At 60.4% G+C, this 18,581-nt stretch carries 15 protein-coding genes and 2 pseudogenes; 4 read left to right on the top strand and 13 right to left on the bottom strand.

Translation table 11 applies throughout. The features are described from left to right. Positions 1 to 115: 115 nt before the first annotated feature. From AC1MCA_RS09850 to AC1MCA_RS09810, 9 genes are all read right to left on the bottom strand, one after another. Positions 116 to 1,603, bottom strand: coding sequence for a benzaldehyde dehydrogenase (locus tag AC1MCA_RS09850; protein WP_479803095.1), 1,488 nt, complete (start codon positions 1,601 to 1,603; stop codon positions 116 to 118). 35 nt (positions 1,604 to 1,638) lie between these two features. Then, complete coding sequence (locus AC1MCA_RS09845; RefSeq protein ID WP_479803093.1) at positions 1,639 to 2,517, bottom strand: sugar phosphate isomerase/epimerase family protein; 879 nt, start codon at positions 2,515 to 2,517, stop codon at positions 1,639 to 1,641. 10 nt (positions 2,518 to 2,527) lie between these two features. Further along, positions 2,528 to 3,310, bottom strand: a complete 783-nt coding sequence (locus AC1MCA_RS09840; protein WP_479803091.1) for an SDR family NAD(P)-dependent oxidoreductase — start codon at positions 3,308 to 3,310, stop codon at positions 2,528 to 2,530. Positions 3,311 to 3,386: 76 nt separating this feature from the next. Continuing rightward, a complete protein-coding gene (locus AC1MCA_RS09835; RefSeq protein ID WP_479803089.1) occupies positions 3,387 to 4,367 on the bottom strand; it encodes a sugar ABC transporter substrate-binding protein in 981 nt (326 codons plus the stop codon). Between the two features lie 86 nt (positions 4,368 to 4,453). Beyond that, a complete protein-coding gene (locus tag AC1MCA_RS09830) occupies positions 4,454 to 5,446 on the bottom strand; it encodes an ABC transporter permease (protein WP_479803087.1) in 993 nt (330 codons plus the stop codon). After that, complete coding sequence (locus AC1MCA_RS09825) at positions 5,424 to 6,932, bottom strand: sugar ABC transporter ATP-binding protein (protein ID WP_479803085.1); 1,509 nt, start codon at positions 6,930 to 6,932, stop codon at positions 5,424 to 5,426. The genes AC1MCA_RS09830 and AC1MCA_RS09825 overlap by 23 nt, the downstream gene beginning before the upstream one ends. A gap of 29 nt (positions 6,933 to 6,961) precedes the next feature. After that, the gene (locus AC1MCA_RS09820; protein ID WP_479803083.1) at positions 6,962 to 8,029 is read right to left on the bottom strand and encodes an alcohol dehydrogenase catalytic domain-containing protein; all 1,068 of its coding nucleotides are present in this window, start codon (positions 8,027 to 8,029) and stop codon (positions 6,962 to 6,964) included. Between the two features lie 38 nt (positions 8,030 to 8,067). Beyond that, complete coding sequence (locus AC1MCA_RS09815) at positions 8,068 to 9,006, bottom strand: transketolase family protein (protein WP_479803082.1); 939 nt, start codon at positions 9,004 to 9,006, stop codon at positions 8,068 to 8,070. Positions 9,007 to 9,032: 26 nt separating this feature from the next. Continuing rightward, positions 9,033 to 9,911 (bottom strand): transketolase, encoded by an 879-nt coding sequence (locus AC1MCA_RS09810; RefSeq protein WP_479803080.1) that lies wholly within the window; start codon positions 9,909 to 9,911, stop codon positions 9,033 to 9,035. 373 nt (positions 9,912 to 10,284) lie between these two features. On the opposite strand from AC1MCA_RS09810, the gene AC1MCA_RS09805 reads away from it, so the two are divergent. Beyond that, the gene (locus AC1MCA_RS09805; protein ID WP_479803078.1) at positions 10,285 to 10,809 is read left to right on the top strand and encodes a hypothetical protein; all 525 of its coding nucleotides are present in this window, start codon (positions 10,285 to 10,287) and stop codon (positions 10,807 to 10,809) included. Positions 10,810 to 11,215: 406 nt separating this feature from the next. Then, positions 11,216 to 11,561: pseudogene (locus AC1MCA_RS09800) on the top strand (AMP-binding enzyme); the annotation flags it as partial. A 62-nt stretch (positions 11,562 to 11,623) separates the two neighbouring features. Here the strand turns inward: AC1MCA_RS09800 and AC1MCA_RS09795 are convergent. After that, a complete protein-coding gene (locus AC1MCA_RS09795) occupies positions 11,624 to 12,211 on the bottom strand; it encodes a PadR family transcriptional regulator (RefSeq protein WP_479803076.1) in 588 nt (195 codons plus the stop codon). 176 nt (positions 12,212 to 12,387) lie between these two features. On the opposite strand from AC1MCA_RS09795, the gene AC1MCA_RS09790 reads away from it, so the two are divergent. Next, positions 12,388 to 13,482, top strand: a complete 1,095-nt coding sequence (locus tag AC1MCA_RS09790; protein ID WP_479803074.1) for an aromatic ring-hydroxylating oxygenase subunit alpha — start codon at positions 12,388 to 12,390, stop codon at positions 13,480 to 13,482. A gap of 41 nt (positions 13,483 to 13,523) precedes the next feature. Continuing rightward, on the top strand, positions 13,524 to 14,534 hold the full coding sequence (locus tag AC1MCA_RS09785) for a PDR/VanB family oxidoreductase (protein ID WP_479803072.1): 1,011 nt from the start codon (positions 13,524 to 13,526) through the stop codon (positions 14,532 to 14,534). A gap of 595 nt (positions 14,535 to 15,129) precedes the next feature. Here the strand turns inward: AC1MCA_RS09785 and AC1MCA_RS09780 are convergent. The 3 genes and pseudogenes from AC1MCA_RS09780 to AC1MCA_RS09770 form a co-directional block, all read right to left on the bottom strand. Then, positions 15,130 to 16,380 (bottom strand): annotated as a pseudogene (locus AC1MCA_RS09780) (IS256 family transposase). Between the two features lie 130 nt (positions 16,381 to 16,510). Next, the gene (locus AC1MCA_RS09775) at positions 16,511 to 17,932 is read right to left on the bottom strand and encodes a hypothetical protein (RefSeq protein ID WP_479803070.1); all 1,422 of its coding nucleotides are present in this window, start codon (positions 17,930 to 17,932) and stop codon (positions 16,511 to 16,513) included. A gap of 242 nt (positions 17,933 to 18,174) precedes the next feature. Further along, positions 18,175 to 18,306: a hypothetical protein gene (locus AC1MCA_RS09770; RefSeq protein WP_479803068.1), complete on the bottom strand. Its 132-nt coding sequence runs from the start codon at positions 18,304 to 18,306 to the stop codon at positions 18,175 to 18,177. Positions 18,307 to 18,581 lie beyond the last annotated feature (275 nt).

The following is an 18,581-nucleotide window of genomic DNA, read 5'->3' as shown; positions in this document are numbered from 1 at the left end:
GTCTGGGTTACGTCCATCACCGCCAACGGAAGCGACTTAGACACCCTGCTCAGGCGGAAGGCCGAACCCCGTCCCCCAAAGTGTTTTGCGGGGTCCAGGGCTCGGCCGATACGCGTCAGAGCGGGTACGATCCAGGTTCCCGCCGCATTGTGATCCAGCGTGTTTCGGTGAAGGCGTCGATGCTTGCCTGGGCGCCACCGTGACGGGATCCGGTGCCCGAGGCGCCGACGCCACCGAACGGCGTGTTCGCTTCGTCGTTGACCGTCTGATCGTTGATGTGCACGATGCCGGTGGGGATGCGGCGTGCCATTTCAAGGGCTGCCATGACATCGGCTGTTACGATTCCCAGGGAGAGCCCGAAGTCGGTCTCACCGGCCAGTTCGACAGCCTCTTCGTCTGAGGAGAACGGGACGACTGAGGCGACGGGGCCGAACACTTCATCGCAGTACGCGGCGGCATCCCGCGGGGTGTTGGCGAGAACAGTTGGCCTGTAGAACAGTCCTTCGTAGGTTCCGCCTGCGCGCAGGACGGCACCTTGGGCGACAGCGTCCTGTACCAGCGCGTGCACGCGGTCGCGCTGCACCTCGTCGATGAGTGGACCGAGGTGAACTTGTCCGGCGGCGGGATCGCCGACATGCATGGACTCGGCCTTCGCAGCGAGCTTGGAAACGTACTCCTCGAACAGGGATTCATGCACGAGGTGGCGCCCCACGGTCATGCAGATCTGTCCCTGGTGCAGGAACGATCCCCACGTGGCGAGGTTGACGGCCTTGTCCACGTCAGCGTCGTGGCGTACGAGGAACGCCGAGTTGCCCCCGAGTTCGAGGTGGGCGCGAGTGAGGTGGCTGCCCGCCAGTTCACCGACGATGCGACCGGCGCGGGTGGAGCCGGTGAAGGCGATGACGCGGACCCGCGGATCGGCGACCATCGCCTGGCCGACGTCGGCGCCGCCTGGGACGAGCTGCAGCAAGCCCGGGGGGAGTCCTGCCTCTTCGAAGATTCGTACCATGGATACGCCGCCAGTGATAATCGTGCGCGGGTCCGGTTTGAGCAGCACGGCGTTGCCGAGGGCCAGCGCCGGGGCGACGGCCCGGATTCCGAGGATCAGCGGTACGTTGAAGGGCGAGATTACGCCCACGACCCCTACCGGAACCTGCTCGGCCAGCGAGAGGCGCGGTTCCTCGCTGGAGAGAACTGTGCCCCGCGGCGCGGAGGGAAGAGCGGACGCTTCATAGCATTCAGCGGCCGTGACGTGAAGTGCGAATCCCGCAAGCGGTGGAATTGCGCCTACCTCGCGTACGTTCCATCCCGAGATTTCCGTTGCGTGCTCTTCCCACAGTTGTCCGGCTCGGCGGAGCACGGCGGCGCGGGCAGGATGGGGAGTGGCTGCCCACTCCTTTTGTGCGCGGGCGGCGCCCTCGGCTGCCCGTGTGACATCGTCCGGGCCGGCCAGGCCTACCATCGCCAGAGTCGCCCCGGTGGCGGGCTCGATTGAGGCGATCTCGCCTCCCGTTCCGGTGATCCACTCGCCGTCGATGTAGATCTTGCCCGCGAATGTGGCCTCGTCAATGAGAGCACCGCGAACTTCAGTAGTCGTAGTCATTTTGCTGCCTTTCCTTGCATTTGTTTGGTCGTTATTCACACGGAGCCGGCGAAGCTGGCTGCCCGGCCCGCTTCGATCATGTGGGATGCGTCAGCTGCGAAGGCAGCGCCGTCGTCAAAGGGGGACCGCCAAATTGAGAGCATGTCGGCCACTGCGGTGTCGAGGGTCGAGCGTGAGAACGCCTCGATTCCCCACCGTCCCTGGTATCCGTCGTTCAGGGCTTGACGCACGATGCCAGGGATGTCGACCGCGCCCGAGGAGAGCGGGCCCCTCCCGGACTGGCCGAGCTCGATGTAGGCGAGCCGTGGCAGTGCGGTACGGATGGCCGCCGACGCGTCTGCCTCTTCGATTGCCATGTGGAAGGTGTCAAGATGGATCCATAGGTGTTCGGAGCTGCTCGCTGAGACATAGTCCATCGCCTGAGCGGCGGTGTTGACGACGGATGTCTCGTAGCGGTTGAGCACCTCGAAGGTCATGCGGATCCCGCAGTTGTGGGATGCGTCGGCGATTCGTCCCACCTCCGCCGCGGACCTCTCAAACGCCGCTCGCTCCGTGGGGCCGGTCGGGTGGCCGAAAACGCCGTAGGGCACCCCGTTCAGCTGATCTGCACCGAGGGCGATGGTCAGATCGAGTGCCCTGCGGAGCAAGATGGCCCCGGCTTCACGAACTTCTTTGCTTGCTGAGGAGACGTCGGCATCCGGGGCCTGGCCCGCCATAGTGATCGGCGTCAGACCCCGGGCTGCGAAGAGCGCCCTTAGCGCAGGGACGTCGATGGCATCCGGATCCAGCGGCGGTAAAACGACCCGTCGATAGCCCGTGGCGGCGATGGCATCGAGCGCAGAGGGCAGATGCTTTGAGGACAGATCAGCCACGAAGATGTTCAGGTGGCAGGCCACATCCAGATCGGAGTCCATAATTCGTTCCTTAGAATGATGGCAGGACGAAGCGCTGCTTGAAACTGGAATACCCGTCATCGACGTGCACCACCGTTCCGTTGATCACGTTCGATTCGTCGGAGGCGAGGAAGGCTACGACGTCGGCGATCTCGCTGGGCTCGGTCATGACGCCGCGCAGCTGTTCCGATGCGAACGTGCGCTTCAGCTCGGCGCTGAACTGATTGATGATTGGTGTGCCGACACGGCCGGGGGTGATCGCCACCGCACGCACGCCGTACTCCGCGAGCTCATACGCTGCCGAGCGGGTAAATGAGATGACGGCCGCTTTGGCGGCACTGTACGAGAAAGCCAGCTCAGCGGCCTGCTCGCCATAGATTGATGAGGTGCTGATAATGACACCGCCCGTGCCCTGGTCGCGGAACTGCCGGCCGGCGGCGAGGATGCCGTGATAGACGCCGTCCTGGTCGATACGGATCATCGGCTGGTAGTCGACCTCGGGGTCATGATCAAGCAATGCCTTGCCGCCGGCGATTCCAGCGTTGTTGAAGATGATATCGAGTTTTCCGAACACTTCGACTGCCCGGGCTACGACTGCTTCAACCTGCGCGAATATGGAAACGTCCACACGAGCGGCACATGCCGCGCCCGCGAAACCCATCGCTTCGATCTCGGCGACGACCGACTCTGCTTTGGCGAGGTCGATGTCGGCAACGATCACCTTCGCCCCTTCCTGAACAAATTTCTTGACGGTCGCGTGACCGATTCCGCTCGCGCCGCCGGTGATGATGGCGACTTTGTCTGTTAAACGCATGGGTCTGCTCTCTTTTGAGGTCGGACGGGGACGCAGCGGGGACGGGTAGGTCGTCCCCGCTGCTCTCTGACGTGGATTACTTCAACTTGTCCGAAGGGGTAACGCTGGCTGCGTTGGAGACGTCGACGAGGGTTGTTTTGACCGCGTCGTAGTTCTTCGCCGGGCGCGTGCCGTCCTTGTGGTAGCTGGTCATGTCGGCGATTACCGTGTCGAGGATCTGCGGCCACGGCTGTTCAATCGTTGCCAGGAAGTTGCCGCCGGACTGGATTTCGGCGATGGCTTCGCTGGTGGCGTCCACGCCTGTCAGTTTCGCCTTCGAACCGGCCTCGGAAAGGGCTTTAGCGGCACCGAGTGCCGCGTCGTCCCAGCCGACCCAGACAGCGTCGAGGCCGCCGGGGTGGGCCGTGAGGTAGTCAGCAACCAGGGCAAGTGCCTCGGTCCGGCCAGTGGCGGGGGACTTGACCTTTTGGATGTCTCCGCCAGCAATGTTGGCGCCCCCTGCGGTGAAGGCGTCTTTTGCAAGGTTGGCCCGCATGCGGATTCCGGGGTGCGGATCGTGGCCGATCACCATGATGTTCTTGCCTTTGAGACCGCCCAAGGACTTGCTGATGGCACCGGTGGTGCTGTCCACGATGCCTTGCTGGTCTGTGGTGATGTTGACGGCGAACGCGCCGTTCGGAGCTGTTGCACTGTCCATGGCGAAAATGGGGATCTCGGCTTCTTTGGCGGCGTTGACGATTGAACCTATGGACGCAACGTCTGTGTAGCCATCCAGGATTGCGTCTGCGCCCTGGCCGATGGCGCTTTCGACGGCAGGATTCATCTTCTGAAAGTCAAAATCGCCCTGGATCATGGTCACGTCCCAACCCAGGTCTTTGCCTTTTTGGGTGACCGCCTTCACCCACCAGGCGCCGATGGGCGTCTGGTTTCCTGAAGTGAAGGCAATGACCTTGAACGGTTTCTTCTCGCCGCTGGCGCTCCCTGCGGCCGAACAACCGGTCAGTGCCAGTGCTGCGGCTGCAGCAACAGCCACCAGTCCTTTGAATTTGGTACGCATCTACTACTCCTTTGTTGTGCATGCATGTATGTGTTGGGCTCCCGGACACGTTTGACCGTGCCGGCTTGTAGTTGAAGGTGTGTGCTTTACCTCTCGCGGGTCTTCAGTGATGAAAGAGTCACAGCCGCGATGATGATCAGGCCGGTAACAACCTGTTGGATGTAGGAGTTCACGCCGAGAATGTTCAACCCGTTGCTCATGACCCCGATGATGCTGACTCCCACCATGGTCCCGCCAAGGTTTGCCTGTCCCGATCTGATGACGGTCATGCCCAGGAAGACGGCGGCTACCGAGAACATCATGTTCTCGCTGCCTTGTACCGCGCTTGCACTTCCGAGCCGGGCGGCCAGCAGGACTCCGCCGATCGCGGCTACCAGGCCGGCCACCGCGAAAGCCAGCAGGCGGGCCCGGCGGACGTTGACACCGGACAGACGGGAAACTTCGGCGTTTCCGCCAACTGCATGCCAGCTGCGGCCAATTGTCGTGAAGCGCAAAACAGCCCACAGGATGACCGAAATGACGATCGCGATGTATACGGGCAGGGGTACGTTGAATAGTTTGCCCTGCCCAAGGTTGTCGAACTCACCGGGGAGGCTGAAAAGGGTCGTCCCTGCAGTCACCAGATAGGCCAACCCCACCACGGATGTCATGGTCGCCAGTGTCGCGACGAACGCCGATAGGTTGAGGTAGGCGATAAGGAGCCCGTTAGCCAGACCGATCAGTAATCCCACAACCAGTGCGGCGGTGATCGCCACGGGCATGGGAACCCCGGATAGCATCAATGCGGCAGCGACTGCTCCGCAGAGGCTGGAGATTGCGCCGAGGGAGAGGTCAAAATCGCCGACGACCATGACGATCGTCTGGCCGCCGGCGATTATTGCCAGGATGGAGACCTGGAAGAGGATATTCTTGATGTTGGTGAACGTCAGGAAGATGTCCGGACGCATGGCAAAAAAGAATGCGATGAGCGCTATGAGGGCGATCACGGTGCCGCCCTGCAGGAGTATATTCCCGAGGGATCTGTTGGGTTTGGCGGGCTCGTAGGCTGAAAGCGTTTTAGTCTGCTCTGATGTAGTCATTTTCGTCTGCCCTTCCGTAGCAGTAGGAAAGAAGGATGTCCTCGGTGGCTTCTTCGGCTTGGACCTCACCGGAGATGCGTCCCTCGTGCATGATGAGAATGCGGTCGCTCATGCCGATGAGCTCGGGAAGCTCGGAGCTGACAGCTATCACTGTTGTCCCCCCGGCTGCGAGTTTTCGGATCAGTCGGTAAATTTCAGCCTTTGTGCCAACATCAATTCCCCGGGTCGGCTCGTCCACAAGCAGAATCTTCGGCTTTCGGGCCAGCATTTTTGCCAGAACTACCTTCTGCTGGTTGCCGCCGGAGAGTTCGCCTACCGGCTGACGTGGGCTATGGGCTTTTATCTGTAGGTCGAGCATTCCTTGTCTGGTGATGTCGTTGATTCGCGCACCCGAGACCCAGCCCATGGAGCTGACGGCGGGGATGTTTCCTATGGCGATGTTGTCCCGAATGGTTGCGCTCAGAATCACGCCTTGGCTTCGGCGTTCTTCCGGGACGAGGGCTATTCCCGCCAACAGGGCCTTACCTACGCCCGGGGAAGCGGGCAACGTGGTTTCACCGACGGTGATAGTTCCTTCTTTATGTTTTTGAGCCCCGGAAAGAATCCGCAGTAATTCGCTGCGTCCGGACCCGGCAAGGCCACCAATACCCAGAACTTCGCCCTCATGGGCTGTGAAAGAAACATCCTTCACCCGGCGTCCGTCAACCTTTTGAACGGTGAGAGCAACCTTTGTCGTGGCTGTGCCCCGGTTCGGATAAAGCTCTCCTGCCGCCCGGCCCACCATCGTGGAGATCACTTCATCAATGTGGGAGTCGGCAACGTCTTTTGTGAGGATGGTTGCACCGTTTCGCATGATCGTCAGGCGGTCGCAGAGTTCGAAAACTTCCTCGAGGCGGTGCGACACATAGATGATTGCTACGCCCTGGTCTCGCAGGGAGCGGAGCACCGCGAACAGATCCTTGATTTCTGTGTCTGTGAGTGACGCAGTTGGCTCGTCAAGAATGAGAACACGTGCATCGGTGGCTAGAGCGCGGGCAAAGGCGACCATGGTCTGCTGGACGGGCGATAATTCACCGGCGAGCTTATTCAGCGGGATTTTCTGGTGCAGACTGTCCAACTGCTCCTGAGCGCGGCGGCGAAGTTCCTTCCACTGCACTAAGCCGCCGCGGCTGGGAGTCTGCTCGCCCAACAGTATGTTCTCGGCCACGCTGATGGAGGGAATTATGGAGAGTTCCTGGTACAGGGCGACCACCCCGGCCCGGTTGGCGGCCCGGACGGTAGGGAATTCCACTTCTTGACCGTTGCGCAGTATTCGTCCCGAATCGGGCGTGTAGAGACCTGTCACGATTTTCACGAGCGTTGACTTGCCGGCACCGTTTTCGCCGAGCAGCGCGTGAATCTCCCCTTTGCGGACAGCGAGTTGGGCTCCGCTGAGTGCGTGGACGCCATCGAAGTGCTTGAAGATGTCGTGGGCCTCGAGCGCCATGGACGTATCCCGCTGTGGTGCCTGAGTCATCATTTTCCTCCCGTGTCGGTCATCTGATTGCAGCGGATGATGACTTTGGGAAAGCGCCCGCTCACATGCACTTCGAAGGCTTCTGTTGCATCCTCGAGGTTGAACGTCGATTGCGTGAGCTCGGCCAGGTTCAGGTGCGGCAATATCTGGAGTGCCCGGGGGAACGCGTAGGGCGAGATAAAGACCCCTGTGAGGGTTAGCTCTTTGAGATACAGGTAGTCGGAGAGGTTCAGCGGCATTTTGAAGTCATGCGGATACATGGCCCCATAAACGACCGTCGCACCTTTAGCCGCGATGTCCAGGAGACCGCCGACGGCATGGGGGGATCCGGAAGCATCGACTACCACATCGAAACCTTGGCCACCGGTGATCTCGTCTGCCCGCCGCTGCTGGTCCTCAATGATCGGGTCAATCACTGCATCGGCCCCGTGACGCAGGGCCATCTCGCGGCGCTCCGCTATCGGCTCGATGAGCGTCAAGGAGGTTGCCCCGTTCATCTTCATGACTTGAAGCACCAGCTGCCCGATGGGACCGCCGCCGCAAACAGCAACCCTGTCACCGACGCGGATGTTGGTCTTGTCGGCAATGCGGACGGCTACCGACGTGGGTTCGAGCAGGCATCCCTCCAACAGGCTCACATCGGGTGGGAGGGGGTAGACCTGGGATTCGTGCCAGGTCACCGTCTCCGCCATACCAGGGCGGTTGTATTCCTGAATGTGCTCGCAGAACTGCTGCTTCCCGGCCCGGCACGGCGTGCAGGTCCCGCAGAAACGCAGGAAGTTGCCGGCGACCCGATCTCCCACGCGCAGTCCGTTGCGGTGAGCGTCCGCGCCCAGGGCTTCGACGACTCCCGAAACCTCGTGGCCGAGCCCGATGGGCACGTCCGTGCCGAAGAAGCCCTCGGCGAGGTGAGGATCAGACCCGCAAATCGCCGAGTAGGCAACGCGGATCCGGACGTCCTCCGGACCCAGCGGCTGTTCAGGGAAGTCAACGACACCGACGCGGCCGCGAGTGTCCACGTCCGGATCCCGTAGGCTGCCAATTTTAGTTACTGCTACGGTTCTCATGAAGTTTCTCCATTGATGCTCATGATTTTCCAGGTAGGTCAGGGTTGGGCGGCTATTGCACGGCGTGTGGCTGCGATGGTAGCTGTAAGTCCGTAGCCATACTTGTTGCGCAGCTCTTCATCCTCACCAAAGCCGGCGAAGACCTGTGGTATGCCGAGCCGCTCGAATGCCGTGAGGTGCACTGCCTTGTCTGCCACAACGTCTGCCACGCGTGAGGCAAGACCGCCATAAGCGAGGTGATCTTCAACGATGACGAACCGGCCTCCGGTTTCTGCTGCGCACCGCACGATAAGCTCCTCATCGATGGGTTTGAGCGTGAACATGTCAACTACCCGCACCGAGTGGCCCTGCACAGCAAGTTCCTCTGCTGCCTGTAGTGCCTGCGCGACGACGGTGCCATGGGTGAATATCGTGGCGTCGCTGCCTTCGCGGGCGACGATGCCTTTACCGATCCGGATCTCATGCTCGCCGGGCGCGTAGAGGACTTTGTCGCTTTTGCCTACCGCCAGTCGAATGTAGATCGGGCCTGTCATGGTCATTGACTGACGGAGGATTTCGCCTACCATCAGCGGGTCGCCGATGGAGGTTACGGTCATGTTGGTCAAGGCGCACATCAACGCAAGATCCTCTACCGCGTAGTGAGTTGAGCCTCCGTTGCCGACCAGGCCGCCGTGGGTGCCGATGATCTTGACGGGAAGGTTCGGGTAGCATACGTCGGAACGGACCTGCTCGAGTGCGCGCATGCTCAGGAAGGGCAGCATCCCTGAAACGACCGGGATGTTTCCGTCGTAGGCCAGGCCCGCGGCGATGCCGACGCATACCTGTTCGGCCAGACCCACGTCGAGGAATCGCTCCGGGTACTTGTCCCGGAACTCGACCAGCGTTGCGCCGATGTCAGGGGTCAGTACCCAGAGGTTGTCGTGTGTTTCCCCGAGCTCGGCGAGGGTCGATCCGATGACGGATCGGGCCGACAGCATTTCTCCAAAGGTAAATGTTTCGCCCATTAGACGGACTCCTTCTCGCGAGTGGAGTTGAGCGCCGTGATCGCACGCTCAAGATCGGCGGCTCCAAGACGGCCGGCATGCCAGCCGAGGTTTCTTTCCATGAAGTCCACGCCTTTGCCCTTGATGGTTTCGCAAATGACAACAGTGGGCCGGTTGCTCTCTGCCGGTGGAAGGCCGTCGATCGCTGCAACGAGCTGTCCCATGTCGTGGCCGTCTACCGCAACGACGTTCCAGCCGAATGCGGCCCACTTGTCCGGGTACGGTTCGAAGACCACGCGTTCGTCATCGAAGCTGGTCATCAGCTGGCGATTGCGGTCGATGAATGCCACCAGGTTGCCGAGTTCATTACTTCGGGCCGCCATCGCCGCCTCCCATACGGAACCCTCGCCGGTCTCCCCGTCCCCGAGTACGCAAAAGACCCTGTGCGACTCGCCCCTGCCCCGTGCGCTCAGTGCCATACCCGCAGCGATGGGCAACCCATGGCCCAGCGATCCCGTCGAACACTCCACGCCCGGCAGTTGAACTTTGCATGGGTGCATTCCGTACGCACTGTCCAGCTGGCCGTAGGTTTCGACAATCCCCTCATATGAGAAGAACCCCCGCATCGCCATGGCGATGTACATGCAGACAGCGGCGTGGCCCTTGCTCAGTACGAAACGGTCCCGATTCGGATTGGCGATATCGGTTGGATCGACTTTCAGACCGTAGTGGTAGAGAACCGTCAGGATGTCCGCGACCGAGAGGTCCCCTCCGATGTGCACGGCACCTTCGTAGGTACCGCACAGATGTAAGAGCTTTGACCTCAGCTCAAAGGCGAGGTCTTCCAACTCCTCGACGGTGTGCGGGCTTACACCCGTATGCAGGCTTATTTGGTCCATCTCATGTCTCCTCATTGAATGACACGGATGCCGATTTGCCGCCTCTTCGTGGCGTCCTCATCGACTCACTCGCGATCAGCGAGCCGGTCTTCCGGCTCCGATAGAGAGACACTAACACCATCCTGTTTACCTGTATACAGGTTTACATTTTAACTTCCTTGGTAGAATCGGAAAGAAGCCGCTGCGGCGGAGCGTGGAAACGGGCACTCGGAGCAGAGAGTCGACGACGAGAGGGTTGGTGCAATGATGACCAGCGCGGCCATAGGTGGCGCCTTGCGGGAACATGGTTGGCCGCGGCGGGTGGAGCCTCGATTGCCGGCGCCGCACGACTTAGTGATAAACGCCAAAACGCCAAAACCCCAGAAGGAGTGCCATGCCCAGCGAAATTGATCAGAGGCCCGGCGCGCCCACACCGCCGGAAGCTGTTACTGCGCCACTCTTGGACACGATCGACCCGGAGAACTTCACGCCGAGGCTTCTCGCTTTGCTTTCCAACGCCCTCGTGTGGCGAGAGTCCCGTGAATTGCGCCGGCAATTCCGGCTCGGCACTAACGACTGGCGAGTCATATCGGCCTTGGCCACTCGTCCTGGATCATCGGCCACCGAGGTCTCGGATTTCCTCGTGCTCAACAAAGCGGTCATTTCCAAGAGCGTTAATATTCTGCTCAAACGTGACCTGCTGCTCCTGATCGATGGGCCACGTGGATCGCGGCCAATGTACCTGACCCCACCGGGAGTGGAGATGCACAACGCCATGTTGCCTATCTCGATGCGTGGACAGGAGTTGATCCTGGCCGATCTCACCGACGACGAGATTGCCGGACTAAATCACCTCCTGCGCCGCATGCTCGACAAGGCCCGAGAAGTGGAGATGATCGAAAATGAAGAAGAACTCTGAACTTCCCCGGCATCCGCAGGCTGTTTCGGACCAAACAGGAAAATATCCGCGTCTCCGCAGAGACGCACTGGACTAGCCGCCGCTCGGCAAACCTTGGAATGAAATCGATCCGTGAGTGGATTGCCGCCGAACTGTGATGCCGTGCTTGAGTGGGGCATCCGCGGCTCGCTGCTGTCGTATATGGAGCGTGACCCTGCGTTTGAGATTGAAACGGCGGGCGCGGCGAGGTTCTCGCTGGGGGACGGCGTGCTCATGGACGGTCGCGTGGATGCTGACGGCGTGGTGTTCCTCGACGGGTCGGTTGTGCTGCGTGCCCACGCCGGCGCCCTGGGCGCGCGCCTGATCGGCGTTCAGGTGACCGGCGAGTCGCTCACGATCGGTGACCCGGGGGAGGACCGGGTCGAGCATGGGTTTCGCCGACGAGGAAGGGTTCGTGTACACCTCGGATCGGCTCAAAGACATGATTATCTCCGGCGGGGAGAACATCTACCCGGCCGGTGGAGCGGATCGTCGTCGAGCTCGAAAGCGTGGGAAGGGTGGCCATCATCGGCGTCCCGGACGAGAAGTGGGGCGAGGTACCAAAGGCTGTCATCACGGTGCGCTGCGGGTGCACCATCACCGAGGAGGACGTCAGGTCCCACATGGACGGCCGCCTGGCGCGCTACAAAGTCCCCAAGTCCGTGGTGACAGTGGGCGACCTGCCGCGGACTGCCAGCGGGAAAATCCGCAAAGCGGACCTGCGCCACAGGTATCCGGAAGTTAGGGCACCAACAGGGCGGGGCCAAAAAGATCTGACACAGTCAGGCCGCTGCGGTCAGGCACCCTTCTCAAGTGAATCGATAAGCTCCAGGCCACGGCGGGCCCATGCTATTTCTGTTTTCGCGCGGGCAATGAGGCCCTCGTAGGTGAAGATCTTGTACTCCGTGGTCCGCCGTCTGTCCGCCTCCGGTGTCACGGCCAGGCGTTTGCCCAGCATGACGTTGGTGCCGGTCCGCAGCTCATCGATCATGCCTTCCCACTGTTCCCGTCGGAGGGTGTGGTACTCGATGTGGGCGTGCATTTGCGCTCGTGCAGACTCCGGGTCGGCCCATTCCAGGTAAGCCGCCTTCAGGTGCACGGGATCGCGCTCCCGGGAGTACTCCAGCGGGGTATTCATCCACTCCCGGAACGCAGCTGTGCCCTCTGAGGTGATCCGGTACTGCGTCTTTTTCCCGCGCGGGCCCCAAGGGACCTCTTCCCCGGCCAGGAGTCCGTCCTTCTCCATCCGCCGCAGCTCCGGATAGATCTGGGAGTCCGGCGCGTGCCAGACGTAGGCCACAGAGGACTCAAATCGCTTGGAGAGGTCATAACCCGTCATTGGTTCAACGGACAGCAGTGCCAGCAGTGCATAGCGAAGACTCACAGAAAGACATCCTTATCTCGGCTCTTGCCAATAACTATATCCATAGATAGTCTGTGATTCAGCGCACTATCTATGGACATAGCTATTCGTCCGAGGATCATTCCGCATCAGATTTTCATAAGCATTAATCGGGCGGCGTCACAGTTGATGCCGGCTGGCGTAAGGAAGGAAGAACCGTGACTGATGTCCGGCCGCAAAGCTCCACCACCAATAAGGTCCTGGGTTACCCGCTGAACGTCTGGTACGTCGCTGCCTGGGACAAGGAAGTGACCCGCAAGCCAATATCGCGCAAGGTTGCCGGGCGCCCGCTGGCCCTGTACCGCACCGAGGAGGGCAAGGCCGTGGCCCTGGCCGACGCGTGCTGGCACCGGCTGGCCCCGCTGTCCATGGGCAAGACCCTCGGCAAAGACCAGCTCCAGTGCCCGTACCACGGAATCGTTTACAACGCTGCGGGCCGTTGCGTCTCCATGCCGGCACAGGAGACCATCAACCCCTCCGCCACGGTGCCGTCTTTCCCCATTGTGGAACGCCACCGCTACCTATGGGTCTGGCTCGGGGACCCTACCAAGGCTGATCCGGCGCTGGTGCCGGACATGCATCAGCTGGATTCACCGGAATGGGCGGGCGACGGCGAAACCATCTACGCCCCCTGTAACTTCCAGCTGGTCCTGGACAACCTGATGGACCTCACCCATGAGGAATTCATCCACTCTTCCTCGATCGGCCAGGACGAGCTGAGCGAGTCCGACTTTGTGGTCACGCACGACGACGGCACTGTCACGGTGACGCGGTGGATGTTCAACATTGATGCTCCGCCGTTCTGGCTCAAAAACATGCGGGACAAATTTCCGGGCTTTGAGGGCAAGGTGGACCGCTGGCAGATCATCACCTTCCGCTCTCCGTCGGTCATCAACATCGACGTCGGAGTTGCCAAGGTGGGTACCGGCGCTTTTGAGGGCGACCGCAGCCAGGGCGTCAACGGTTTTGTGATGAACGCGATCACTCCCGAAAGCGACAAGTCCTGCCACTACTTCTGGGCCTTCATGCGCAATTACCGGCTGGACAGCCAGCTCATCACCACCCAGTTGCGCGACGGCGTGCACGGGGTCTTCGGGGAGGACGAGGCCATGCTCACGGCTCAGCAGGCCGCCATCGATGCCAACCCGGACTACGAGTTCTACAACCTGAACATCGATGCAGGCGGCATGTGGGTCCGCCGCCTGATCGAACGCCAACTCGAATCCGAAGGCCGCCTGGTCCCGGTCGTCTAGCGCGGGAACAGACAGCAACGAGAACAGGGTCTTAAACAGCTATGGCAGCAACAAACACTGAGGTCTGGCAGCTGGGAACAGTTGTCGAAGTCCGGAACATCGCCACGGACATCCAGCGCATCGTGCTCAAACCATCCCTGCCAACAAAGGCGGAACCGGGTTCACACATCGACGTGATGGTCCACATCGACGGCCACGAGGACCGCCGCTCCTACTCGGTCGTCGAGTCCAGCGAAGACGGCACCCGACTGGTAATCAGCGTGCTCAAGGCTCCGCTGTCCCGCGGCGGGTCTCTCTTCATCCATGCCCTGCAGCCCGGGGATGAAATGGAGATCACGCAGCCGCTGCAGAACTTCCCCCTCCGGGTGGGAGCGGAACGCTACATCCTGCTGGCGGGAGGCATCGGCATCACGGCCATGATCAACATGGCCCGTGTCCTGAAAAACCTGCGGCTGGAATACACCTTCGTTTATGCAGGCCGCAGCCGCGCAGCCATGGCGTACCTGACGGAATTGCAAGAGCTGCACGGCGAGAATCTCGTGGTCCATGTCGATGATGAGGGAACATCCCTGGATGTGAAACAGCTGGTCGCCGGCGCAGCGGAGGACACCGAACTGTACATGTGCGGGCCCATCCGGCTCATGGACGCCGTGCGCCGCACCTGGACCGAGCGCGAGCTCAGCTACCCCAACCTGCGGTTCGAAACGTTCGGCAACAGCGGCTGGTATGACCCCGAAAAATTTGTCGTAAAAGTGCCCAGCCTGAACATGGAAGTGGAAGTGCCTCAGCACCGGTCCATGCTCGAAGCCCTTGAGGATGCCGGAGCTGAGATGATGTTCGACTGCCGCAAGGGTGAATGCGGGCTCTGCGAGGTCAAGATCCTCAAACTCGAGGGCGACATCGACCACCGCGATGTCTTCTACAGTGCCAGGCAGAAAAATGCCACCGAGAAGATGGCATGCTGCGTCTCCCGGGCGGTCACCTCAAAAACAGACCTGACGGCCGGGGCGTCCGCCGCCGGAACGGCAGTCGTGACCATCGAAGTCTCATGAGCGCAAACAGTGGTGCGCCAGGGCAATCAACGCGAGGGCTAATTCGCCCGCGGACGCTCCCGGCGGCAGTTCTGACTTCCGGATTCTAGGGAAAAACGCCAAGGAAAGACGGCAGGAAACAACCCCTTCGATAGCGACTTCCCCGCCCATTTTCAACGCCGATAATGAAGATTTCGTCATGTAGTTGTTTGGCGTTTGTCCCAGGAGCAGAAGCCAGGCCTTCGAGCTGACGTCAGAGTTGTGCGAAATTCCGTTTCATTGACACTGGCTCATGATGTTCTCAGATCCCACCCTGACATTCGGAGGGACGAAATCGGGTTGAGGAAGCTGGGAATAGAGGAAATTGTCGAGTGAAAATCGACTTGCTAGGGTCCGAGCGGGGGACTGACTTGCCATGTCACATGTGTAACCGGATTGAGACGTCCGGAACGAGTGGGAGCTCGACCCTCAGGCCCAGTCCTCCCTGTCAGGTGGTTTTGGACGTCAGGTTGGGGGTGTGTCCTAGCCGGACGTGGTTGTGAGTAGCGGCGTTGATTTTGTCGCCGAAGGACCGGGACTGTCCGATAAACGGTGTGTGGGGTCCGGCCGGTTTTCATTATTGAGTGGCTCTTTCGAACCGGCCCGCGAAGGTAATCGCAAACGCGTTCAGCGCCGGCTTCCACCTCATCACCCAGCGTGCCCGACCACCGCCGGTTGGATCAAGGGACCTGGTGACGAGGTACAGGCATTTCAGGGCGGCGGTTTCGTTCGGAAAGTGCCCGCGGGCCCTCACCGCCCTTCGGTAGCGTGCGTTGATCGACTCGATTGCGTTCGTTGTGCAGATCACCCGCCGGATCTCCACGCCGTACTCCAGAAAGGGCACGAATTCAGCCCATGAGGCTTCCCAGAGCCGTACGATGGCCGGATATCGCTGCCCCCACTCGGCGGTGAACTCGGCGAACCGGTCCTTTGCCGCTTGCTCGGACGGGGCCGTGTAAACCGGCTTGAGCGACTTGACGATACCGTCGCGGTGCTGGCGTCCGGCGTAGCGGAAGCTGTTGCGGATCAGGTGAACGATGCACTGCTGCACGACCGTTCGCTCCCACGTGGTCGTGATCGCCTCCGGCAGGCCCTTGAGCCCGTCGCAGACCGCGATCAACACATCTTCCACGCCCCGGTTCTTCAGCTCGGAGAATACCTGCAGCCAGAAGCGGGCGCCCTCGCCACCGTCGCCGGCCCAGATGCCCAGAATCTCCCGCTCCCCGTTCACGGTGACGCCCATGACGACGTAGAACGGGGTGTTGCGCACCTGCCCGTCACGGACCTTGACCACGATCGCGTCAACGAAGAGCACCGGATAGATCGGATCCAAAGGCCGGGCCGACCATTCGGCCAGTTCCCCGGCGACCTTCTCCGTGATGCGGCTGATGGTGTCTTTGGAGACTCTGGCCCCATAGACCTCCTCGAAGTGCGCGGCGATTTCCCCCGTGGTCAACCCCCGGGCGGACAGCGAGAGGACGATCTGGTCGATCCCGTCCAGACGCCGTTTCCGCTTGGGCACGATCACCGGCTCGAATGATCCCTCACGATCCCGGGGCACCTCAATCTCGACCGGGCCGATCTCGGTCAGCACGGTCTTGCACCTGGTGCCGTTGCGCATGTTGGCGCCGATCGGCGTCTAGCCATGCTCGTGGCCCAGGTGCTCGGTCAGCTCCGCTTCCAGCGCGGCCTCAAGCACGTTCTTCGTCAGCTGGTTCAGTAACCCGCCCGGGCCTACCAGACTCACACCCTGTTCCCTGGCCTGCGCGAGCAACCGCTCCGCAAGCTCCTTCTGATCGATAATCTCTCCCGTCACAGGATCGATCATCACCCCTGCCATCTCGGTCGTGGACTCTGACACGGTCGTCTCCTTTCGGATCAGGCCGGACCCCACACACCGTTATTCAGACAGTCCCGCAGCATTACATAACGGTCATCGGTGTCCGAGTCGGACCTGTTCATTGTTTTGAGGCTGAGTCCTTCGGACGCGCGTCGATCGCTGCGTATTCAATAGTTTTCCCTGCTTGCTGGGCTGTGGTCTTTACGATGGCGGGAAGTTCCATCATCCGCGTTTCGGACGCTTTGTTGTTCCGATATCGGATCGCCAGATACCAGCCATAATCACAATCGTCAGACGTTAGGTAGCTAGGCAACTGTGTTTGAAGACCGTGCCAGAACTTGCCATTGTGTGCCTTCTTGATCTCGATCAGTAGTCGCAGCTTCGATCCACTGGCAATCTTGAAGTCCACTGGTCCTCGTCCAAGTTCAACTTCGCGGTCCACCTCCACGTTGAAGAGACGAAGATAGTGTTGGGCCATTCCCAAAAATAGTAGCTGTGCTGCCTCTTCCGGCTTCTCCCCGCCATCCGAATTCCACAGCAGCGACCATCCGCGCTGATCTTCTATGAAGTGTCGGAATTGTTCGAGCATTTGCCCCACCAAAGCTCGCAGTTCTGCCTTATTTGTTGGCTCGGAGAGCACATTTAGGGGATGAGTCTCTGCGTAAGCAAGCGGCAATTTATCCCATTGCACGACACCGCGGGGGTCATCCGAGAAGTCGTATCCGTGAAGATCTTTACGGCTGGTTTGCTGTCGAGCCCAAGTGCGCACGCGATCCGGGTGCTCGCGCGCGATCCGAACAATGTCAGCTTTTGGAACGCGTTCTCCGACCTTCAGATTGAACTGGTTGCGGATGTCTTCATTGAGATTTGATTCGAACCATTCATCCGCGTTCAAGGTGGGCAGATCATTGAGGAGGATTTCTGGAAACAGAATGATTGGCTTGCCGTTATACGAGTTTGTGGGCAAAAGGACTGACTCGGTAAGCCAGCGTCCCTCGGCTGGGAAGACCCTGGCGTTCCGGACCCGGTGGCCGACTGTTTCGATCCCATGGCGGGCACAGACTCCCTGCGTATAGGAGATGAAATCCGCCTTAAGCACATTGCCAACCGCATCAGAGATGCGGTCGGCTCCGATACCTTCGTTCAAGATGCCGATCTCTTCGATATGCTCGGGTCGGGCCAGGCCACGCGCAATCGCGACAGCGATGCCGTCGGACATCCGCTGGGCAAAGGCAGACCCAGACCCGGAGCCACTACTGCCGACAGCTGTATATCCAAGGCACAGCTCTGCTGGCTCGGGAAAGGTTAGCAGTCTCCGGGCCATCATTGCGGACGTGGACGTGCTCCCGGTTGCTTTTGCTACGAGCTCATAGCAGCGAACGAAGTGGGCTATCAGACGATCGTGGCGAGACGCCCATGGATTACCGGCCAGCAGCAGCAGTAGGGGATCGATGAATAGCTTTGTATCAACCGTCAAGTGCGGATCGAACCAGTCGTCTGCGTCTGACCTCTTAATGCCAAACTGCTCGGAAAATCTCAAACGCCGGCTCCCCATTCCTATTGGCAGCGGTCCAGCGGCCGCATAGTTCAAAGCATAGGCCGCCCGGGCTACGTTCCGGGGTGACGCATCCAAGGCGCCTCCGGCTGGCTGGAGCCGTATGCAAGGGGAAATCGCAGCACTTCACACGCGCCAGTTCAGCAAGATCAGAGCGAGCATCCTCTGCAATCAAGATTGGTCGTATTCATTCATGAGTGAGATGCGTGACTCGGCAACGCTCGCTGTCACGGCAGATCCAGCTCCCGGGTGAAGCCGAACGGGATATCAGGGCTAAGGGCGATCGTGAACGTCGTGAATCCGCCCTGGTCACCAGAATGCCCCAGCCTGTAGCGCTGTCGCGGAGTACTGAGTGGCATGTTCCAGCTCCAGGTCTCTTAACGTGTGTCTTTGACTTTGACTTTGACGGTGATCGCGCATATCAAAAGGCTAGAAAAGTTGCCTCAGGCAACTAACCTTACATAATCTTCATTATCGGCGTTTGAACCACGGGAGTGGAAGTAGCTGCGAGAACTCCCTGGCTTTGGCGAATTGCACGTTTCCCAAGTCAGAATCCGGTTTATCTGCCCCGTCGAATCGCGGCGATGCCGTCCAAATTTTGCTACGTTTCAGCGCTCAAGCACCTTCCTGGTGG

Source organism: Arthrobacter sp. BK1, assembly GCF_056680055.1.
This window is presented reverse-complemented; position numbering and strand designations above follow the sequence as displayed.